Annotated in this window: 3 protein-coding genes and 2 pseudogenes; 3 read left to right on the top strand and 2 right to left on the bottom strand. The window is 40.5% G+C overall.

Annotation, left to right across the window (positions count from 1 at the left end; translation table 11 throughout):
* Positions 1-528: 528 nt before the first annotated feature.
* From AM592_RS05935 to AM592_RS05925, 3 genes and pseudogenes are all read left to right on the top strand, one after another.
* Positions 529-1,214, top strand: a pseudogene (locus tag AM592_RS05935) (LysR family transcriptional regulator substrate-binding protein); the annotation flags it as partial.
* A 353-nt stretch (positions 1,215-1,567) separates the two neighbouring features.
* A complete protein-coding gene (locus AM592_RS05930) occupies positions 1,568-1,981 on the top strand; it encodes a MerR family transcriptional regulator (RefSeq protein ID WP_053602934.1) in 414 nt (137 codons plus the stop codon).
* Between the two features lie 261 nt (positions 1,982-2,242).
* A pseudogene (locus AM592_RS05925) lies at positions 2,243-2,797 on the top strand (SDR family oxidoreductase); the annotation flags it as partial.
* 287 nt (positions 2,798-3,084) lie between these two features.
* On the opposite strand, the gene AM592_RS05920 reads toward AM592_RS05925, so the two are convergent.
* On the bottom strand, positions 3,085-15,279 hold the full coding sequence (locus AM592_RS05920; RefSeq protein WP_053602933.1) for an amino acid adenylation domain-containing protein: 12,195 nt from the start codon (positions 15,277-15,279) through the stop codon (positions 3,085-3,087).
* Positions 15,263-18,397 (bottom strand): cyclic peptide export ABC transporter, encoded by a 3,135-nt coding sequence (locus AM592_RS05915; protein WP_053606004.1) that lies wholly within the window; start codon positions 18,395-18,397, stop codon positions 15,263-15,265. Before AM592_RS05915 ends, AM592_RS05920 begins: the two co-directional genes overlap by 17 nt.
* Positions 18,398-18,402: the final 5 nt, after the last annotated feature.

Genomic DNA, 18,402 nt, shown 5'->3' with positions numbered 1-18,402 from the left:
ACGATTTTTAAAAAACAACTTCTCAATGAACTAAAATGTCATTTATACATCATTTTTGAATGTAGAAATCATTTCTAAAATGGTCCCTCATTCCTTGAATTGTTTCCGTACCCCTGTATAAATGATAAAAAACAAACTGTTTGCACAGGTCGTTTTTCATTCAATGATAGATTAACGAAATTGGAACCCCACCTAATTCATTATTTAGGTCAGGCCAACTCTCGTTTTCTATTTTGTTTTACCATTTTATGCTTAGAAGGTTGTTTGGAGAGTGCTGCTGCGCATTCATTAAAAGTGAATCGTTTGCCAAAGACAACTATACTTTCTTATCCGACTGACATTTGTCGCATGAAGACCGTTAAATGACCTTCTTTAATTGTTTTTGATTATCTTTCATTCTCTTTCTAAGACACAGGATGGCAAAAAGACATAATCCTGCTCCAATTCCCATTGTTAAATTAGCAAAGACGGTCAACAAAAAAGTAACCATTAATACCAATGAATGTCCCGATTTTTCTTTCACAATATATGGTTGGTAAAATAGAGGCAGAATTTAGTTCCATGGAAGAAACAATAAGTGGTGATGTTTATATAGGTGGCGGGGAAACACAAGCCATGAAACAGATTGCACGGGTAGTAAGAGATTTACAGTTAAGTTATACAAATATACGGTATCACCTCTACAGCGGAAACGAAGACGATGTGACTGAACGGCTTGACAAGGGATTGCTTGACTTTGGTATTTTAATTCAACCAGCTGATTTATCAAAATACAATTATATCAATATTCCAGCCAAAGATGTTTGGGGCGTTGTTATGAGGAAGGACAGTCCTCTTGCTTTCAAAGATACCATTCAAGCAGTGGATTTATTAAATGTTCCGCTAATCTGTTCACGACAGGCTATTAAACAGACATTTTCTAAAAATGAATTTGCGGATTGGTTTGGTGAAGATTTTGATAAATTAAACATCGTGACTACATACAATCTTGCATATAATGCTGCCATTATGGTTGAAGAAAGTATTGGTTATGCAGTAGTCCTTGATAAAATAGTGAATACGTCTAGTGAAAGTAACCTTTGTTTTAGACCGCTGGAGCCAAGACTTGAATCTGGCTTAAATATTGTTTGGAAAAAGCATCAGGTTTTTTCCACACTGCTGCAGATATGTTTTTAAAAGAAATTCAGGCGAAATTTTCAAATTCTTTATCATAGGATTTTCAGAACTTACACCTCTAGAATAAGCACTATTCAGATTTTTCAAGAGAATTCGCTTGCATCGGGTATAAATGAATCACGGAGATTACAATTCCTTTTCGTTCATTTTTATCCTGACTTTTCCTCTTGCAAGACGATGTTACACGTTATAGTTAACTCTAAGTCAAGGTATTATTTTATATTTTTTTGGAGGTTCGTACCGATACTGGTTTCATATCCTTATCTATATGGGCAACAGCTAGTTTTCCCTATATGTTGAATTTGATATTTAACAAAATCCGTAATAGGATTGTTCACAAAAAAAGTAGAGTTAACTCTAACTATAAATAACTAAAAAGAGGAGTTTAATGATGAAGACCTATTCTATTAGTGAAGTGGCAAAAGAATTGAATCTTACACCATATGCCTTGCGTTACTACGACAAGGAGGGGCTTATGCCTTTTGTAGAACGGAGACCCAACGGAACACGATTGTTTAAAGAATCCGATATCAACGCCTTAAAAATAATTGAATGCCTGAAAGCCACTGGGATGCCTATTAAGGAAATTAAAGCTTTTATTGATTGGTGTTCTGATGGGGATTCTACGTTGCAACAAAGATATGACATGTTTATGGAAAGAAAAGCTATTGTAGAAGCCCAGATGGAAGAACTAAAAAAAACAATGGAAGTCATCGAGCATAAATGCTGGTATTACAAAACTGCATTAGATGGAACGGAAGATATTCATAAAAACACCAAAATAGAAATCCCTATTACTAACTAATAGAAAGAGCCGCCTGTATTTTAGATGAATAAATACAGGCGGCTCTTTCTATATTATTTCTTTATAGCCTACGCTTCCCTAAATGCAACAAATAAGATAAATTGGAACTTTTGATGCTTAAGAAGATAGTTGCGCTTGTAGAAGAAACTTGTAGAAGAAAAATGAGCTAGTTAGCTAATCTCTAAAATTATTAAAATTCTCTCTTGCATTAGAGTTAACTCTATGGGGTAAACTCCAGATATACTCAAAGGAGGAATAAAGATGGCAATTGAAAACAAAGTAGTTATAATCACTGGAGCTTCATCTGGAATTGGTGAAGCAACTGCAAAATTATTGGCTAGTAAAGGGGCTTAAATTGTTTTAGGCGCTCGTCGCGAAGACAAATTAAAAGCATTGACTGAGGAAATTCAAAAATCTGGTGGACAAGCTGCTTATCGCGTCACAGATGTTGTTAATTCAGATGATAGTCAGCAGCTTGTTCAACTAGCTAAAGACACTTTTGGTGGTGTCGATGGAATTTTCTTGAACGCTGGAATCATGCCTAATTCACCACTTTCCGAATTAAAAACTGACGAGTGGAACAGTATGGTTGACGTTAATATTAAAGGTGTATTGAATGGTATCGCCGCAGTATTGCCAACATTTACATCGCAAAAGTCTGGACATATCGTCACTACTTCATCAGTAGCTGGGCTTAAAGCTTACCCAGGCGTTGCGGTTTATGGCGCAACAAAGTGGGCTGTTCGTAATTTAATGGAAGTTTTGCGTATGGAATCTGCCCAAGAAGGTACTAACATCCGCACGGCAACTATCTTTTTATTTTTTCTCAGTATTTTATACAAGTTTTAAAGTACAAAAAAGAAAATAGAAGATTAAGATGGCTTATAAGATGGCTTAATGGCCATTCTTTTTTTCGAAAAAGATAAAAATTCTAGTATAGTGAAACATGACTGCAACTTTATTACAAACGGTCAGACTTTATTTTAAATCTACATTATCGACATCTTGAATGCCGCAATACATATAAGACGTCCTTGCTGCTTAAAATAAAATGATAAAAAAAGCACTCGCATGCAAAAATCACAGCGAATGCTTGAAACTGGTTAATCTAAAAATTGAAAGGTAACATTTTCGATTTCTGTGTTGTCGCCGAGTAATCCTTCGATCTCGATCTCCTTCAGCTTTATTTCCCTATCGGTACAAATCGTTTCCAAAATAACTTGGAAGTCCTTCGCAAATTTATTTATCGTTTCTTTTTTATACAATTGACTTGCATATTCAAATTCAAAAATGATCGTTTCTTTTCCTTTTTCCGCAAACAGAGTGAAATCAAATTTGGACATCTTATTTCTATATTCAATAGGTGTCATTTTTATATTTTCGGTCATATTTTGTTTGTCATTACCTTCTTGATAAGCAAACATCGTCGAAAATATCGGATTTCTCCCCGGCTCTCTTTTGATATGCAATTGATCAATAAGCATATCAATCTGATAATCTTGGTTTTCGTATGCTTGATGCAAATGCTCCTTCATTTCTGTTAAGAAAGCTGCAAATGATTTCTCTCTTTTTGGGAAGCTTCTAATTGCAATAGTATTTGCAAACAGCCCGATCGTTTGTTTAAAATCAGGATGCGTACGCCCTAATATCGGCGTTCCTACAATAATATCGTCCTGCGACGAATACTTCGATAATAAAATACTGTAGGCTGCTGATAAAATCATATACAGCGTCGTATCCGTATCCAAACAAAGCTTGTCCAACCGTTTTTTTAATTCCTCGCTTGTTTCAAAAATCACACTGTCACCTTCATAGCTTTGCACCTCTGGTCTAGGAAAGTCCGTAGGCAGGTTCAGAACTGGAAGATCTCCAGTAAGTACATCCAGCCAATATTCTTCTTGTTTCCTTGCGATTTCAGTCTTTAAAAACTTGCTTTGCCAGCCAGCAAATTCTTTATATTGGATGTGAATGTCCGGCAGTTTGTGACCTTGATAGATTTTTAATAATTCTTGAAGCATAATATCGACTGAATAACCATCGGAAACCAAATGGTGCATATCTGTCAGCATGACATGTTTATCCGAACCTAAGCGAAACAGAAAAACTCTTGCAAGAGGTGCTTTTTTTAAATCAAAAGGTTGGATCAATTGATCAATAAGTTGCGCCCATCCCTCATGCATCTCTTCCATTGGATCGGGATATACATTTTGATCTAAAACAGCGTAATTGATTGTGAATTCCGATTTCTCATGGATTCGCTGATTCGGCTCCCCCTCTATTACCTCAAATGAAGTTCGCAATGCCTCATGCCTGTTAATCATTTCAACAAAAGCTTCTTCCAGTTTGTCCAGGTTGATTTCGCCTTCGATTAAGGTTGCTCTTGGCATATTGTAACTTGTGCCGATCCCTTCCATCTGAGAAAGAGCATACAGCCTTTTTTGTGCAGATGAAAGTTCATAGTATTTATGCTTTTCTAATGGCTCTGGCGAGAAATAGATCGATTCTGATGCATTTTTTACAAATTCACTCATCCCTTTGACAGTTGGTGCCTTGAATGATTCTCGCAATGGAATTGTTACGTTAAATTCCTTTTGAATTTCTCCGGTTACGATCATTAATTTTAATGAATTTCCGCCCATTTCAAAAAAGGAATGATTCAGGCCGATTTGTTCAACTTCAAGGATTTCTTCCCATATTTGTGCGATCTTTTGATCAGTAGAGTCCTTTGGCCATTCAAAATCAGCGTCTATCACTGAAGCATCTGCCTTTTCCGGAAGGGCTGTGCGGTCAAGCTTACCATTCGGAGTCAGTGGTATCTGATCCAGCCTAATAAAACAAGACGGCATCATATAATAAGGAATTTTACGTAAAAGGTGATCTCTTATTCCCGAGCCGTTCTCTCCCTCTTTTAACACAAGATATGCATAAAGAATATCGTCTTTAGGAACGACGATTGCATCCTTCACTGAATGATGCTGCAGCAGTATCGTTGTCACTTCTCCCGGCTCTACTCGATATCCGCGAATTTTCACCTGATGATCCATTCTGCCAATGAATTCAATTTCTCCGTCAGACGTGAACCTGCCGATGTCCCCGGTTTTATACAGTTTGATTTTCTTTTGGCCAAAAATAGAAGTTTCGATAAATTTTTCTTTAGTTAACTGCGGTTGATTCAGATAGCCTTCTGAAAGCCCAGTTCCAGAAATGCAGATTTCCCCGGGTACACCGATTGGCACTGGTTTCTGATCTTTATCCAGGATGAATATTTTGGCGTTATCAATCGGTTTTCCAATGATTATTCTCTGATTATCAAAATTTGCAAAATTAAATTTATGGGCGATTGAGCCGATTGTCGCCTCTGTCGGACCGTAATGATTCATGATCTCAGTGTCCGGATACAATCTATTAAACTTGGCTATATCCGCTTGCCTCACCTCTTCCCCGCCCAAAACGACGAGCTTTAACACCATACGATATTGCTCGTCCTCAAGCATGCGGGCGTTAATCAAATGGGAAAATAGCGAAGGAGTCAATTTGATATAGCTTATCTTCTGGTCTATCAAATACGCGAGTAACTTCTCTGGCACCGTATAGCATTCCTTTGGAGCGATGTGCAGCTCTCCCCCGTTCAATAAAGCGGAATATAAACTTGTATATCCTAAATCAAATGCAAAGGAAGACAACAGCATCGTTTTTGCGCTAGACGTGATCTCAGCCACGCGGGTAAACCATGAAATATAATTGACCAAGCTTTGATTTTTTATTGGTACCCCTTTAGGAGTGCCTGTCGTACCGGATGTATAAATAATATATAGCGTATCATGCGCTGCACCATTATTTTCCGGATTTGAGATATCCTCTGCTAATATTGCTTCCATGTCCAATTCTATGACATCAACGTTGTAATTATTCTTAGAGTGTAATAAATGAGATTGTGTCAAAAGAGCAATAGCGCCGCTATCCTCAATCATGCCCTTTATGCGTTCATCTGGAAACTCAGGGTCAATAGGCAGATAAGCTGCTCCGCTTTTCATAATGCCCCATAATCCCACAACCATTTCGATCGAAGGCTCGGCCAGTAGACCGATTACCCTATTCGGCCCTGCCCCCTTCTTGATTAAGTACCTGGCAAGCTGGTTTGCTTTCTCGTTTAATTCCTTGTACGTCAGTTCTCTCTGGCCAAATACGACGGCTCTTTTTTGCGGGTATTTAACCACCTGTTCTTCAAATAGACTTTTGATCTTTATTTCTTTCTTATACATAGTATCCGTGTCATTAAAGGCGATGATCTTATTTTTTTCTTCTTCTGTAACGAGGTCAATCTCCCCGATCAGAACAGTGATATCAGCTATGATTACCTCAATGATTTTCACGAAATGTTCTGCCATTCGTTCAATCGTGTCTCTCTGAAACAAACCGGTCCTGTATTCAAAAATAAAGTGAAGGTTTCCTTCTTGTTCAGTTACTTTAAGCTCCAAATCAAATTTTGTCGTTCGATTCGTATATTCATATGGAGTGATCTCAAAATCTTTTAAATTCGCCTTAGCTTCGTCGACATTTTCAAAGGCAAACATCACATCAAACAACGGATGACGGTTTCCATTCTTTTGCAGCTGCAATTTATCAACTAACACCTCAAACGGGTACTCTTGATGTTCAAGTGCTTGTACGGTTTGATCGGCTGCTTCCTTCACAAAGATGTCAAACGCCTTTTTTGCATCCGGGTAATTTCTAAGAGCCAGCGTATTGACGAACATTCCTACCACATGTTCCAATTCAGCGTGCAATCTGCCAGCTACAGGTGTTCCAACGACAATATCTTCCTGTCCACTGTATTTAGAGAGCAAAACATTGAATGCAGAGAGTAATACCGAGTAGAGCGTAACTCCTGTTTCGTTTGAAATCTGCATTAATTGAGATGTACGGTGACTCTCAAGATCGAACGTTACACTCCCGCCTTTAGATATCGGTTTATCTATCCTTCGATAATCGGTTGGCAGATCCAACAGAGGTATTTCCCCTGCAAATGTTTGTAGCCAGTATTCTTCCTGAGAGTGTAATAAACCGGATTCAAGTTTGTTATTCTGCCACGCTGCAAAATCTTTATATTGGATGCGAACCTCCGGTAAGGATTTTTTTTGATAGAGACTGACAAATTCGTTAATCAAAATGGCAATGGATAACCCGTCGGATACAATATGGTGCATATCATAAACGAGTACGTATCGTGATGGTGACATTTCGACAATTGCAGCTCTGAACAACGGACCCTCTTTTAAATCAAATGGTTGAATAAAATCGGCAACAACATGTTCCAAATTTTGTTCATTCGCATAGAAATGCTGCATGCTCCATTCCACGTTCTGATGGATTCTTTGAATAATTTGGCCATCCGCCTGTTCAAACGTTGTTCGCAAACTTTCATGCCGGTCAACTAACGCTTGAAACGCTTCTTCAATACGCTGGACATCGACGTTGCCGCTTAGCATCACAGCACCGGTAATATTGTAGTTTGTGCCTGCACCCTCTAACTGGCTGACGATATACATCCGTTTTTGAGCGGCTGACATCGGATAGTACTCTTTTTCTTCAACTGGCTGAATTGCTTGATACGTTGCTTTCTTCTCCGTCATTTCTTCGATTAGCACAGACAGCTCTTTGATGGTAGGTCCTTCAAATATTTTCACCAGTGGCAGCTCAACGTCAAACTCTCTGTGAATTTCCGAAACGAGAGTAATCGCTTTTAATGATTGGCCGCCAATTTCAAAGAAATGGTGAGTGATCCCGATTCTGTCTGTTTTTAATAATCTCTCCCATATGTGTACAAGTCTTAATTGTGTATCATTGATTGGTATTTCATATTCTGAAACAATATCTGACTCAATTTCCTTTGTTGCAAGCGCCCTTCGATCAATTTTGCCATTTGGACTGAGCGGAAATTGATCGAGCTGTATGAAGAAGGAAGGAATCATATACTCAGGCAGTTTTTGCCGCAAAAAATTTCTAATGTTAGACGGTTCAGTTAAAGCGGCTGCTACGTAATATGCAGCCAGATACATCTCGCCTGCTGCCCCATGCTTCGCGATAACAACTGTATCTTTTATTGGATCAAACCGGTTTAAAACAACCTCAATTTCTCCAATATCAATTCTGTGTCCTCTAACCTTTATTTGGTCATCTTTTCGTCCCAGTACTTCAATATTGCCATCTGCAAGCCGTTTACCGAGATCACCGGTTTTATACAGTCTGTCTCCGTATCCGTGATAATACGGATCTTGAATAAACTTGTCCCGCGTCATCTCAGGCTTATTGAGATAGCCTCTTGCCAAGGGAATGCCGCCGATGTATATTTCTCCTTTTACCCCGATAGGCTGTGGCCTCATTTGTTCATCAAGGATATAGATTCTTCTGTTTGCAAGCGGTTTGCCCACTGGAATAAATCTTAACCCGGCACTCTTCGTTCCTTTGCCGGAGACGTGATATAACGTGCTTGTCATTGCTGTTTCCGCAGGTCCATACGCGTTTAATAGCGTAATATCATTTAAAGGAAGGCTTTCCCAAACTCCTACTTTCTCCGCCGACATTTGTTCTCCTCCGACGATGACGAGTCTTAGCACACCTTCTGGAATCATCTTCGGTCGTATCTGCCATTCTTGTACAATTTCGCCCCAATAAGAAGTCGGAAGATTCACGACTGAAAGCCCGTATTCCATGCACTTTTGCGAAAATTGGTGAGGAGTCCAAATTTGCTTATCCCGTAGAACGAGAGCACTTCCCGCAGCCAGTGTCGTAAATATTTGTTCAAGCGAAATATCAAAGCTTATTGAAGAAAACTGAAGAACCCGATCCTCCGGCGTGAGCTCATATCGTTTCATCAGATCAATAGAATGGCTTACAACAGCTTCATGCGGCATCATTACGCCTTTTGGTTTTCCCGAAGAACCGGAAGTATAGATCACGTATGCCAGGTTTTTCGATTTAACCTCTGACAACGGTTGATCTTCCGGCTCTTTTTGCACGGATTCCCATTCCGTATCAAGGAAAACCATCCGGCCTTGAAAGCCTCGGACCTTTTCACTGAGAACAGAGTCTGTAAGGAGCACAGGTACTCGGGCATCCGTCAGCATCATGTTTACTCTGTCTCCTGGATAATCAGCGTCAATCGGCAGAAAGGCTCCTCCCGCTTTTAAAATGCCTACGATTCCGACAGCCATTTTAATCGAACGTTCGACGTACATCCCTACAGGAATATCAGGCCCGACCCCCAGCTTTATGAGCCTATGAGCCAGCTTGTTTGAGAGGATGTCCAGCTCTTTGTAAGATAAACGTTCTCCATTCTGTAAAATGGCAGGATGATCGGACCTTAATTGCACCCTTGCGGCAAACAAATCGTGAAAACAAAGGTCTTTCGGGTAATCCATCGGTTCTGGATTGCTGCAGGTCAAGAGAGACTTGTGCTCTTTTTCCGAAATCATCAGGATGCTGCCTACCGCACTGTCTCCTGTTCCTATCATTTCCGATAAAATGTGAACAAAATGTGAAAGGATTTGATTGGCCTCTGTCTCATCTAAAAATCGATGATCAAATAAAAGCTTAAAATGGAGCTCTGGCTGAAGGTTGCAATAAACGACTAACGGGTAATCCATTTGTTCCTCTACTTGGATCGATTTTACTTGTAGAGGGCCAATTCCATCCTTCAACGAAGCATCAAACGGATAATTTTCCACGATTACAATGCTTTCATAAAGATCAAAAAGTGGCGAATTCCTTGGCATATCACTCCAACTTCGGATATCGGCAAGCGAAGTATACTCAAATTGGCGCATTTCAGCCTGCTTCCATTGCAAACGTTTTAGCCACGTTATCAAATTTGAATCATGATTGACGGTAACTCTGAAAGGAAGAGTGTTCATAAAGCAGCCGATCATCGAATCTGAACCTTTTAAGTCAGCAGGTCGGCCAGATGAGGTAACACCAAATGTAATATCTATCTCTTCTGAATACCGATTTAACAGAATAGCCCATGCACCCTGAATCAACGTATTGAGTGTGACCCTGTTCATTCTGGCAAAGGATTGGATTTGCTGCTGTGTTTCTTGAGATACATCGAAAGCAACATTTCCAAAACCAGCTGATTCTGTTCCTTCTTTAACAGGGAATATCGTTTGAAACCGGATTGGCGTTTTGAATCCTTCTAACGTTTTTCGCCAATATTGTTCAGCTTTCTTCGTATCTTGTCTGCGCAGCCAATTTATATAATCTTTAAAGGAACGTGCTTTCCCTAAATTTATCGTTTCACCTTTGCAGTAGGCTTCATAGAGCATTCCGATTTCCTTAAAAAGAATACTATTGCACCAGCCGTCCAGCTGAAGATGATGATGCGTCCAAATGACCTCATAGGAAGATTCGCTCCGTTTTATAACCAAAATTCTCATAAGCGGAGGTTTCGAAAGATCAAATCCCTTCTTTCTATCGTCCGCTATCAGTTGCTCCAGCTTTTGCGAATCCTCAGAAAGGGTTGTCCAATCCAAGAATTGAAAAGGAACTTCACAATGTTTATGAATCATCTGGACAGGCTCGTCCAATCCCTCCCAATGGTAGGAAGTTCTCAAGCTTTCATGACGTTCTAGTATCGTTTGCCATACCCTTTCAAATACTTGAACATTCAATTTAGATTCAATCGAAAATACGGTTTGCTCCACCGTTACGGATGAATCCGGAGAATAGATGTGATGAAAAATCATGCTTTGCTGGACAGGCGAAAGCTGATAGATATCTTCTATGGTTTGATAGTCCTCCGCCAACTCGTCAAGTTTCTTCTGGTCAATGATAGCTAGCGGGAAATCGGAAGGAGTTAAATACGACTGGTTAAGTGTCTTGCAATATCTGATAAAATGTTTTAATTGATCAACAAAGTCGCTTGCTAAACATTGAATCGTAACAGGCAAATGGGAATTGGCGCTATATTTCCATTCGATCGACAGCTTTTTCTCGACAACCATACAATCAATTTCAAGTAAATGGCTTCTGATTCCATTCGGATCACGCGCCGGTCCCGTATTCACTTCGGAAAGGGTAAATAACGAATGCTTCGACAAGTTTTGCGTAAACTGGCCTAAATAGTTAAAGCTGATTTGCGGCCTTGGCTTATCTGCAATTTGGTCTCGGACCCCTTTGTCTGCCAAATAGAATAAAATTTCATACCCAATCCCGCCGTTTGGTACGCTTCGATATCGTTCCTTTACTTGTTTTAATACGTCCGCCATATTTTTTTCTTGATCCATGTCACCTAAGACGATTGGATAGACGCAGGTGAACCATCCTACCGTTCGAGATAGATCGTGTTCTTTCAGCAAGGGTTGTCTTCCATGCCCTTCTAAGTCGACCAAGGTTTTTCCAGTCCAGTTGGTTAGTGTCAAGGAAAGAGCAGAAAGGAGAATATCATCTATTTTTGTATTGCCGCCTGCCGCGTATAATAAATCATTCGTTTCTTCCTCCGTCATTATTTGAGTGATGGTACGGGCTGACTTTTCAATATTAAGCCCGCCTTCCAAATCGACAGGTACCGGTTTAAGGTCAGCTGGTGTATTTTCAAGCCAAAAGCCGAGCTCGTCTTTTAATTGATCCGAACGTGCATATTCGTAAAGATCATCCGACCATTTTTTAAAGGAAAGGCTCTTCGAGGGCAGACTACCAGATCTTTTGTTTATAAGCTGCTCATAAATCGCCTGCAGGTCATCCAACATGATCCGCCATGAATATCCATCGACAATCAGATGATGAGCCGTGATAAACAGCTTTCCTTTTTGCTGATCTCCAAAATCAAAATACGCCGCCCGAATCAATGGACCATTGGTGATATTCAAGCCATTCTGCAAATCGGATAACACGTCATTCATGGAATCAGCCGTTTCGTCGTATCGATGTACGTCAAATCGGACATGCTCATGAGACTCGAAATAACTTTGCACCCACTCTCCGTTTCTTTCGAAATAACGAAGCCTGAAACTATCGTGATAACGTGTCAGTCGCTGAAAGCTTTCTCTTAACAGACCGGACTTCATACCTGGCTGTGTTTCCAATAATACGGATTGGTTCCAGTGATGATAGTTATCCAATTTTTGTTCAAAGAACCACTTTTGGATCGGAGTAAGCAGCACTTCTCCCGTTTCGACGATCTCTTCCCCATCACCCAGGGTACTTTCTTTCTTTTCCACATGTGCTGCGAGCTCGGCGATCGTAGGATATTGAAACATTTGGCTTACGGTGATCTCGATATCCTTTTGAAGTGCTTTACCTGCAACTTGAATACTCAGAATGGAATCTCCGCCCAGTTCGAAAAAGTTATCCTCAATTCCGATTGCGTCTTTTTCCATGCCTAAAACAGAAGACCAAATCGTTACCAACTCTTCTTCGATCTTATTGGATGGGGCCACATATTTAGCTGTACCGATTACTGGCGCAGGAAGCTTCTTTCGATCAAGCTTTCCTATCGATGTCAATGGCAGTTTGTCCATCTGGATATAATGAGCCGGAACCATATAATCTGGTAATTCATTGGATACATATTCTCGGATCTGATTTACATGGATCGGCTCATTTGCAATGAGATAGGCGCAGAGTACTTTTTTGCCCGAATCCAATTCCCAATCTATGATTGCCGCATCTTGAATGTCTTTGAGTTTCACAAGCACTTGATGAATTTCAGAAAGTTCAATCCGATATCCCCTGATTTTCACCTGATGATCCGCTCTTCCTAGAAATTCAATTTCTCCATTTGGAAGCCACCTTCCCAAGTCGCCGGTTTTATACATCCTGTCACCAGTCCGGAAAGGATCCATCATGAAATTTTCGTTTGTTGCTTCAGGCATATTCAAATACCCTCTCGACACACCTGCTCCTGCGATATACAATTCGCCTGTGACACCAATGGGGCTGAGGTTTTGGTCTTTATCGAGGATGTAGCATCTGACATTTGCAATTGGTTTGCCTAACGATACTTTTGCTTCTGAGCATTTCACACTTAAGGCATCAACTGTTGTTTCTGCCGGCCCATAGTTGTTATAGAGGGTGTATCCTCTCTGGATGAACTCATCCTTCAATAATTCTTCCAATCTTTCCCCACCTGAGATGACCGCGCGCAGGCTCGTTAATTTCCGGTCATGGCACAATAATTCTTTTAATACAGTCGGGATAAAATTAATCATATGGATCTGGTGTTGATCGACATAATCACAGAAACGCTCTTTGTCTAATATGAGATCTTTTTCAGCTATATGTAACGTGGCTCCGTATAAAAGCGTACCGAAAAAATCCTCTATTGTCGGATCAAAGACATAATTGGTGACTTGCAAAAGATTCGTGTGTTCCGTTATTTCATAGGTTTCACCAAACCATTGAATCAGATTGACCACGCTTCGATGTTCAATCATGACACCTTTTGGTTTTCCTGTCGTTCCTGACGTGTAAAAAACAGCAAACAAGTCGTTCGGATTTTGAGCGATTCTTGGGTGAGTTGTCTCACCAAAAAACAACCTGCTGTCATATACGTACAGGATGGAGTCCTCAGCAAATGGCTCACAAACATTGTTGTCAGACTCGCCTGTCAATACAAACCTGGCACCACTGTCCTGCAGCATCAGACGTATCCGCGATGCAGGATATTCCGGATCAATTGGTACATATGCTGCGCCCGCTTTCAAAACACCAATCATTCCCGCTACCATTTCAATGGAATGGCCCGTTATAAAGGCGACAATTTCGCCTTTCTTTATTCCTTTCTTCAGGAGCACGTTCGCTAAGCTGTTAGACATTTCATTTAATTGCTTATACGTAACTGCCCTGTCCTGATCGACAACGGCAACATTGTTCGGAGTTTTTGCTGCTTGCTGTTCAAATAACTCGGCAATCGTCATCTCACTGGAGTAGACTCTCTCTGTATCGTTAAAATCCCAAAGAATTTGCTTTTTCTCGTCAGCAGATACAATTTCTATTTGATCGACCGGCTTTTCAGGATGTTTGAGGCCTTCCTCACTTATCAAAGCGAAGTGCTCAGCCAGCCGCTTGATTGTTCTTTCGTCATACAATTGATCATTGTAGCTAAAAGCTACCTCGATATCATTAAACGCATGAATGCTGATCGATAGCCCATAATTCGTCATCTCAAAAGCGGAAAAGGATTGGAAAACGATGCTGCTTTTTTTGCTCAAAACGGCCTGGTCGAGAGGGTAGTTTTCAAAGACGACAATCGTGTCAAAGAGATCTGTTTTCTCATCCAATTCACTATATCTTTGAATATCTGTTAGAGACGAGTGACCATACACTTCCCAATCCTGTGTGGCCCGATTGACCGATTTGACAAGCTCTGCAAACGTCTCGCCTAGTTCTCTTTTTACTCGCAACGGAATAGTATTGATAAATAATCCGACCATTTCTTCAATTCCTTGAAAGGTCCCGGCCCGGCCGGATATCGTTGAGCCAAAGACAATATCATCACTATTATTGTTTTTTTGCAGGACAATTCCCCACAGACTGTACAGAAGCGCAGCTAGTGTGACCTCATGTTTTTGTGCGAATTCTTCCAGATTCCTCTTGGAGAGGCGAATGCGATAATGGCGATCATTTCTGATCGATTGATCTGTTCTCTTTTTCGTTTCCAGCTTTGTTTGTGAGTCAAACCCTTTTAGATACCCTTGCCAATACGTCTTTTGCTTGTCTTTGTCCTGATACTTTAGATATTTCACAAACTCCTTATATTTCTTTTTGGCTGGAAGTTTGTAAGTTTCTGAATCTGTGAGGCATTGGTAAGCATTGATAAATTCTTTCAAAATGATCCCGTTGCTCCAGCCGTCATACAGGATGTGATGATGACTGAGAATCATTTCATACTGTTCTTCTGCTAATTTGCAAATCGTGATCCTAAAGGGGACCTCGCGAAGATCGAATTTCTTTTCACGATCATTGATTTTTATTGTCTCAAGCATGTCCCGCTTTTCTTTTTCATCGCGGTGCTGAAGATTGATGATTTCGATATTCGGTTTATGTTCTTTCAATACGATCTGAACAGGAGCTCCTACTTTTTCCCAACGGAACAAAGTCCTCAGCTGTTCATTTGTTTGGATAACGGACTCCCAGGCTTTTGTAAAGAATGGGATGTTTATTTCGCCTGACATTTGTAAGCATATCTGTTCGAAATATTCATCACTGTGAGGATCTTTTAAGTAATGGAACAACATCCCTTCTTGTATCGGTATTAGGCTGAGAATGTCTTCTACGTTTTGTTTATCCAATTTTGCCATCTGAAAGCTCCTCCTTTCGATGTTCAAACGATTTTACGTAAGTATCTTCATCTCCTGCCACTTTGCCTCTCTCCATCTTGATCACTTTGTCGGCAAGATGGAAATACCTGTCGTCATGAGTAATGGCAATCACGCATTTTCCTTTTGCTTTGAGCTCAGGCAATAGATCCATATAGAAAAAATGTCTAAATTCAGGATCTTGATCTGCTGCCCATTCGTCAAAAAGATGGACAGGTTTGTCTTCCAAGTAACTGATTAACAGGGCAAGCCTTTTCCGTTGCCCGGTAGAAAGCTTTGTCGTACTGAACTTCCCATCTTGTATGTACACTTTCTCATGAATAGCGAGTCTTTTTAGATAGGAATTGATTTCTTCTTCTTTTGAGCTGCAATCGATTCCGTATACTTTTGAAAATAAGTAGTAGTCGCTGAAAATGGCAGAATACAGGTCACCTAACTCATCTGGCCTTACCTTTTGATTGTTAATGAATATGCTGCCTTTCTTAGGGGAATACAGACCAGTTATTAACTTGGCAAGTGTGGATTTGCCGCTTCCGTTCCCGCCCGTAATAAACACGATTTCTCCCGATTTTACTTGGACATCGATCGGTCCCACCTGAAAAAAATCACCGTTTTCCCGGTCATATTGATACGATATGTCTCTAAGCTCCATGACCATTGGCCAAGAAGGCTTGAGAGGATCGCGTGCGTCTTTTTGGACTTTACTATCAGATAGATCGTTGGAAAACGCCTTGATTCTCTTCCAACTGATTCGCATTTGAATCGCATTGGGAATCGCATTCAGGATGCTGTTAATCGGACCGGTCATATAAAGAAATACAAACACATAGCTTTGCAAAAATTCGCTTTGTACGTCTTTGAAAAGAATCGGGAACAGGAACGTGACAGCACCGATGACGACGACAAAAAGCAATTCACCAATAATAAATACATTAGCAAATTTAAGCCCGCCCAGAATCCGTTTGTCCTTATATTCACTGCAGCTTTCTTTCAAATCCTCCCTAAATTCACGGCGTTTTGGCGTTCCGATGCTGATCTCTTTATATCCGCCGATCAGGTCGTTAATGTACCGAAAAAAAGTGTTTTGGATGTTTCTCGTTTGTTCCCACAGTTTATTCGCTGACCGTCCGGCAAGATAATACAAACCGGCCGCAATGAAAATGACACCAATTGATATAAGAAGCCCATAAACATTAATGACCCCGAGGTAAACCAAGCAGCACAAAAGTGTAATTGAATCAGTCAAACCGGTAATAATCGTTGGAGCATGGTTGCTGATCGCTTCCGTATCATTATTTAAAGTGGTTTGTATTTTTTCGGTTTCCATCCGTTCCAATTTCTCATAAGGGTTATTCAGGATGTTGTCAATGAGCGAAAGCCGTTTTTCATAAATCAGGTTATTTGTCAAGGTAATTAATTGTGTTCGAACCAGCTTTTGTGCCAATACGTATGTAATGATTCCCAAGACAAAGTATAAAATCAGATTGCTGTTTGAATGGGCTTCACGGATTAACGCCTCATTAATGATAAAAATGATCATCGCATTTCCAAAGCCGCTCGTTACACTCAACACAAAGAGCGGGAAAAAGTTCTTCTTTTTATCCTGCGGATAGATCGTTATCAGTGATAAATAAAAGCAAAACAATACAATGCCGGCTAAGGTTACCCAAGCTGCCAGACTCATACTAACGGGCGCCCATACGTTAACAAAATCCCAAGTCAGACCCGGAAAGAAAACGGACGGAATCTGATAGATCGCATAGGCTGCAATCAAGATGAACAAAAACGATATGAGCGGGACGCCGATGCGTTTCAGTCTGTTTTTTTCCAGCATCCTTTTTTTCTGAAACAGTTGAACGATAGTACGGCAAATAAAATAGAGAGTCAAACAGGAAAAAGGAATCAAAAACAAGAGAACGGTAAACGAAAATGCATCGACACTTTTATACATATCACTTGTACCCGTCACAGGTTCTTTTTCCATCAGGAAATCGATAATTCCCTGACCAATAGCTTGTGTGTAATCGGAGTTCATATTGGCCATAACTGCCACGCCCAGCTTTTCCTCAGGACGAAATACGAGAAAGGAGGAAAAATTGGGATTGCTTCCAGCGTGAGAAATCTCTCCGGATCCGCTTTGGTATACCTCCCACCCTCCTGCATAGGACGAACCATCCGAAGAAGGGGCAACAGATCTGTTTGGGATATGCGTTTTTTGAACCGCTTCTTGTTCACTTTCTGGTAAGGAATACGTACCAAGCTGGATGCGAAGCCATTTTTCCATGTCATCTGCATTGGAAATCACATAACCTGCCGGCATATTTCCCCGATACATCGGCGCATCATATTCTCTAGGCTGTAAAAAGCTGATTTTATAGCCTTTAGCCATATCATGTTGGGCCGCCTGTTGTCTGGACAAATAGGTATTACCCATCTCAAATGGTTTTAAAATCTGATTTTCAATGTAGCTCTCATAGGACTGATTCGTCACTTTCTGTATGACCAATCCGAGAATGTCATAGTTCATACTGGCATAATCGAATTGCTCTCCCGGATCACTCTCCAGATTTTGGTTCACAACCTTACGAACCGTTTGTTCAAGGGCTTCATTGCCTGTTGCAGCCGGAATATCTCCAATCGTACGAAACGGGATTCCACTCGTATGGTGGAGCAGCTGTTCGATTGTGATATCAACATTCTCATTTCCTTCGTATTTCATATGAAACCACGGCAGATACGATTTGATTGGTTCATTTAAATCGATTAAGCCTTGTTCGGCAAGCTGATAGATGGCAAGACCTGTAAAGGCCTTCGTATTTGAACCAATTTCAAATAACGTACGTTCCGTCACTCGTTTATTTGAGTTAAGATCCGAATAGCCGAACCCCTTTTGATAGACAGATTGATCGCCTTTCATTATGACGACCGACATTCCCGGAATCTTGCTTTCTTGCATTTGCTTTTCGATCATTTCGTCCAGCTGCTTTTCATAGCCTTCTGGCAAATTTGACTCCTCTGCGTTTGCCAGTTGAATACCGAAGGCCATCTGTCCATGTACGATGACCGCCAAGACGATCAAAACCATTTTTATTCGATTCATGACTG

Origin of the sequence: Bacillus gobiensis (assembly GCF_001278705.1) — a bacterium.
Classification (GTDB): Bacteria; Bacillota; Bacilli; order Bacillales; family Bacillaceae; genus Bacillus; species Bacillus gobiensis.
This window is presented reverse-complemented; position numbering and strand designations above follow the sequence as displayed.

Bases quoted from the DNA above. Each gene is read 5' to 3' on its own strand.
- AM592_RS05920 (WP_053602933.1), bottom strand. From the start codon at position 15,279: ATGGCAAAATTGGATAAACAAAACGTAGAAGACATTCTCAGCCTAATA.
- AM592_RS05915 (WP_053606004.1), bottom strand. From the start codon at position 18,397: ATGAATCGAATAAAAATGGTTTTGATCGTCTTGGCGGTCATCGTACAT.
- AM592_RS05930 (WP_053602934.1), top strand. From the start codon at position 1,568: ATGAAGACCTATTCTATTAGTGAAGTGGCAAAAGAATTGAATCTTACA.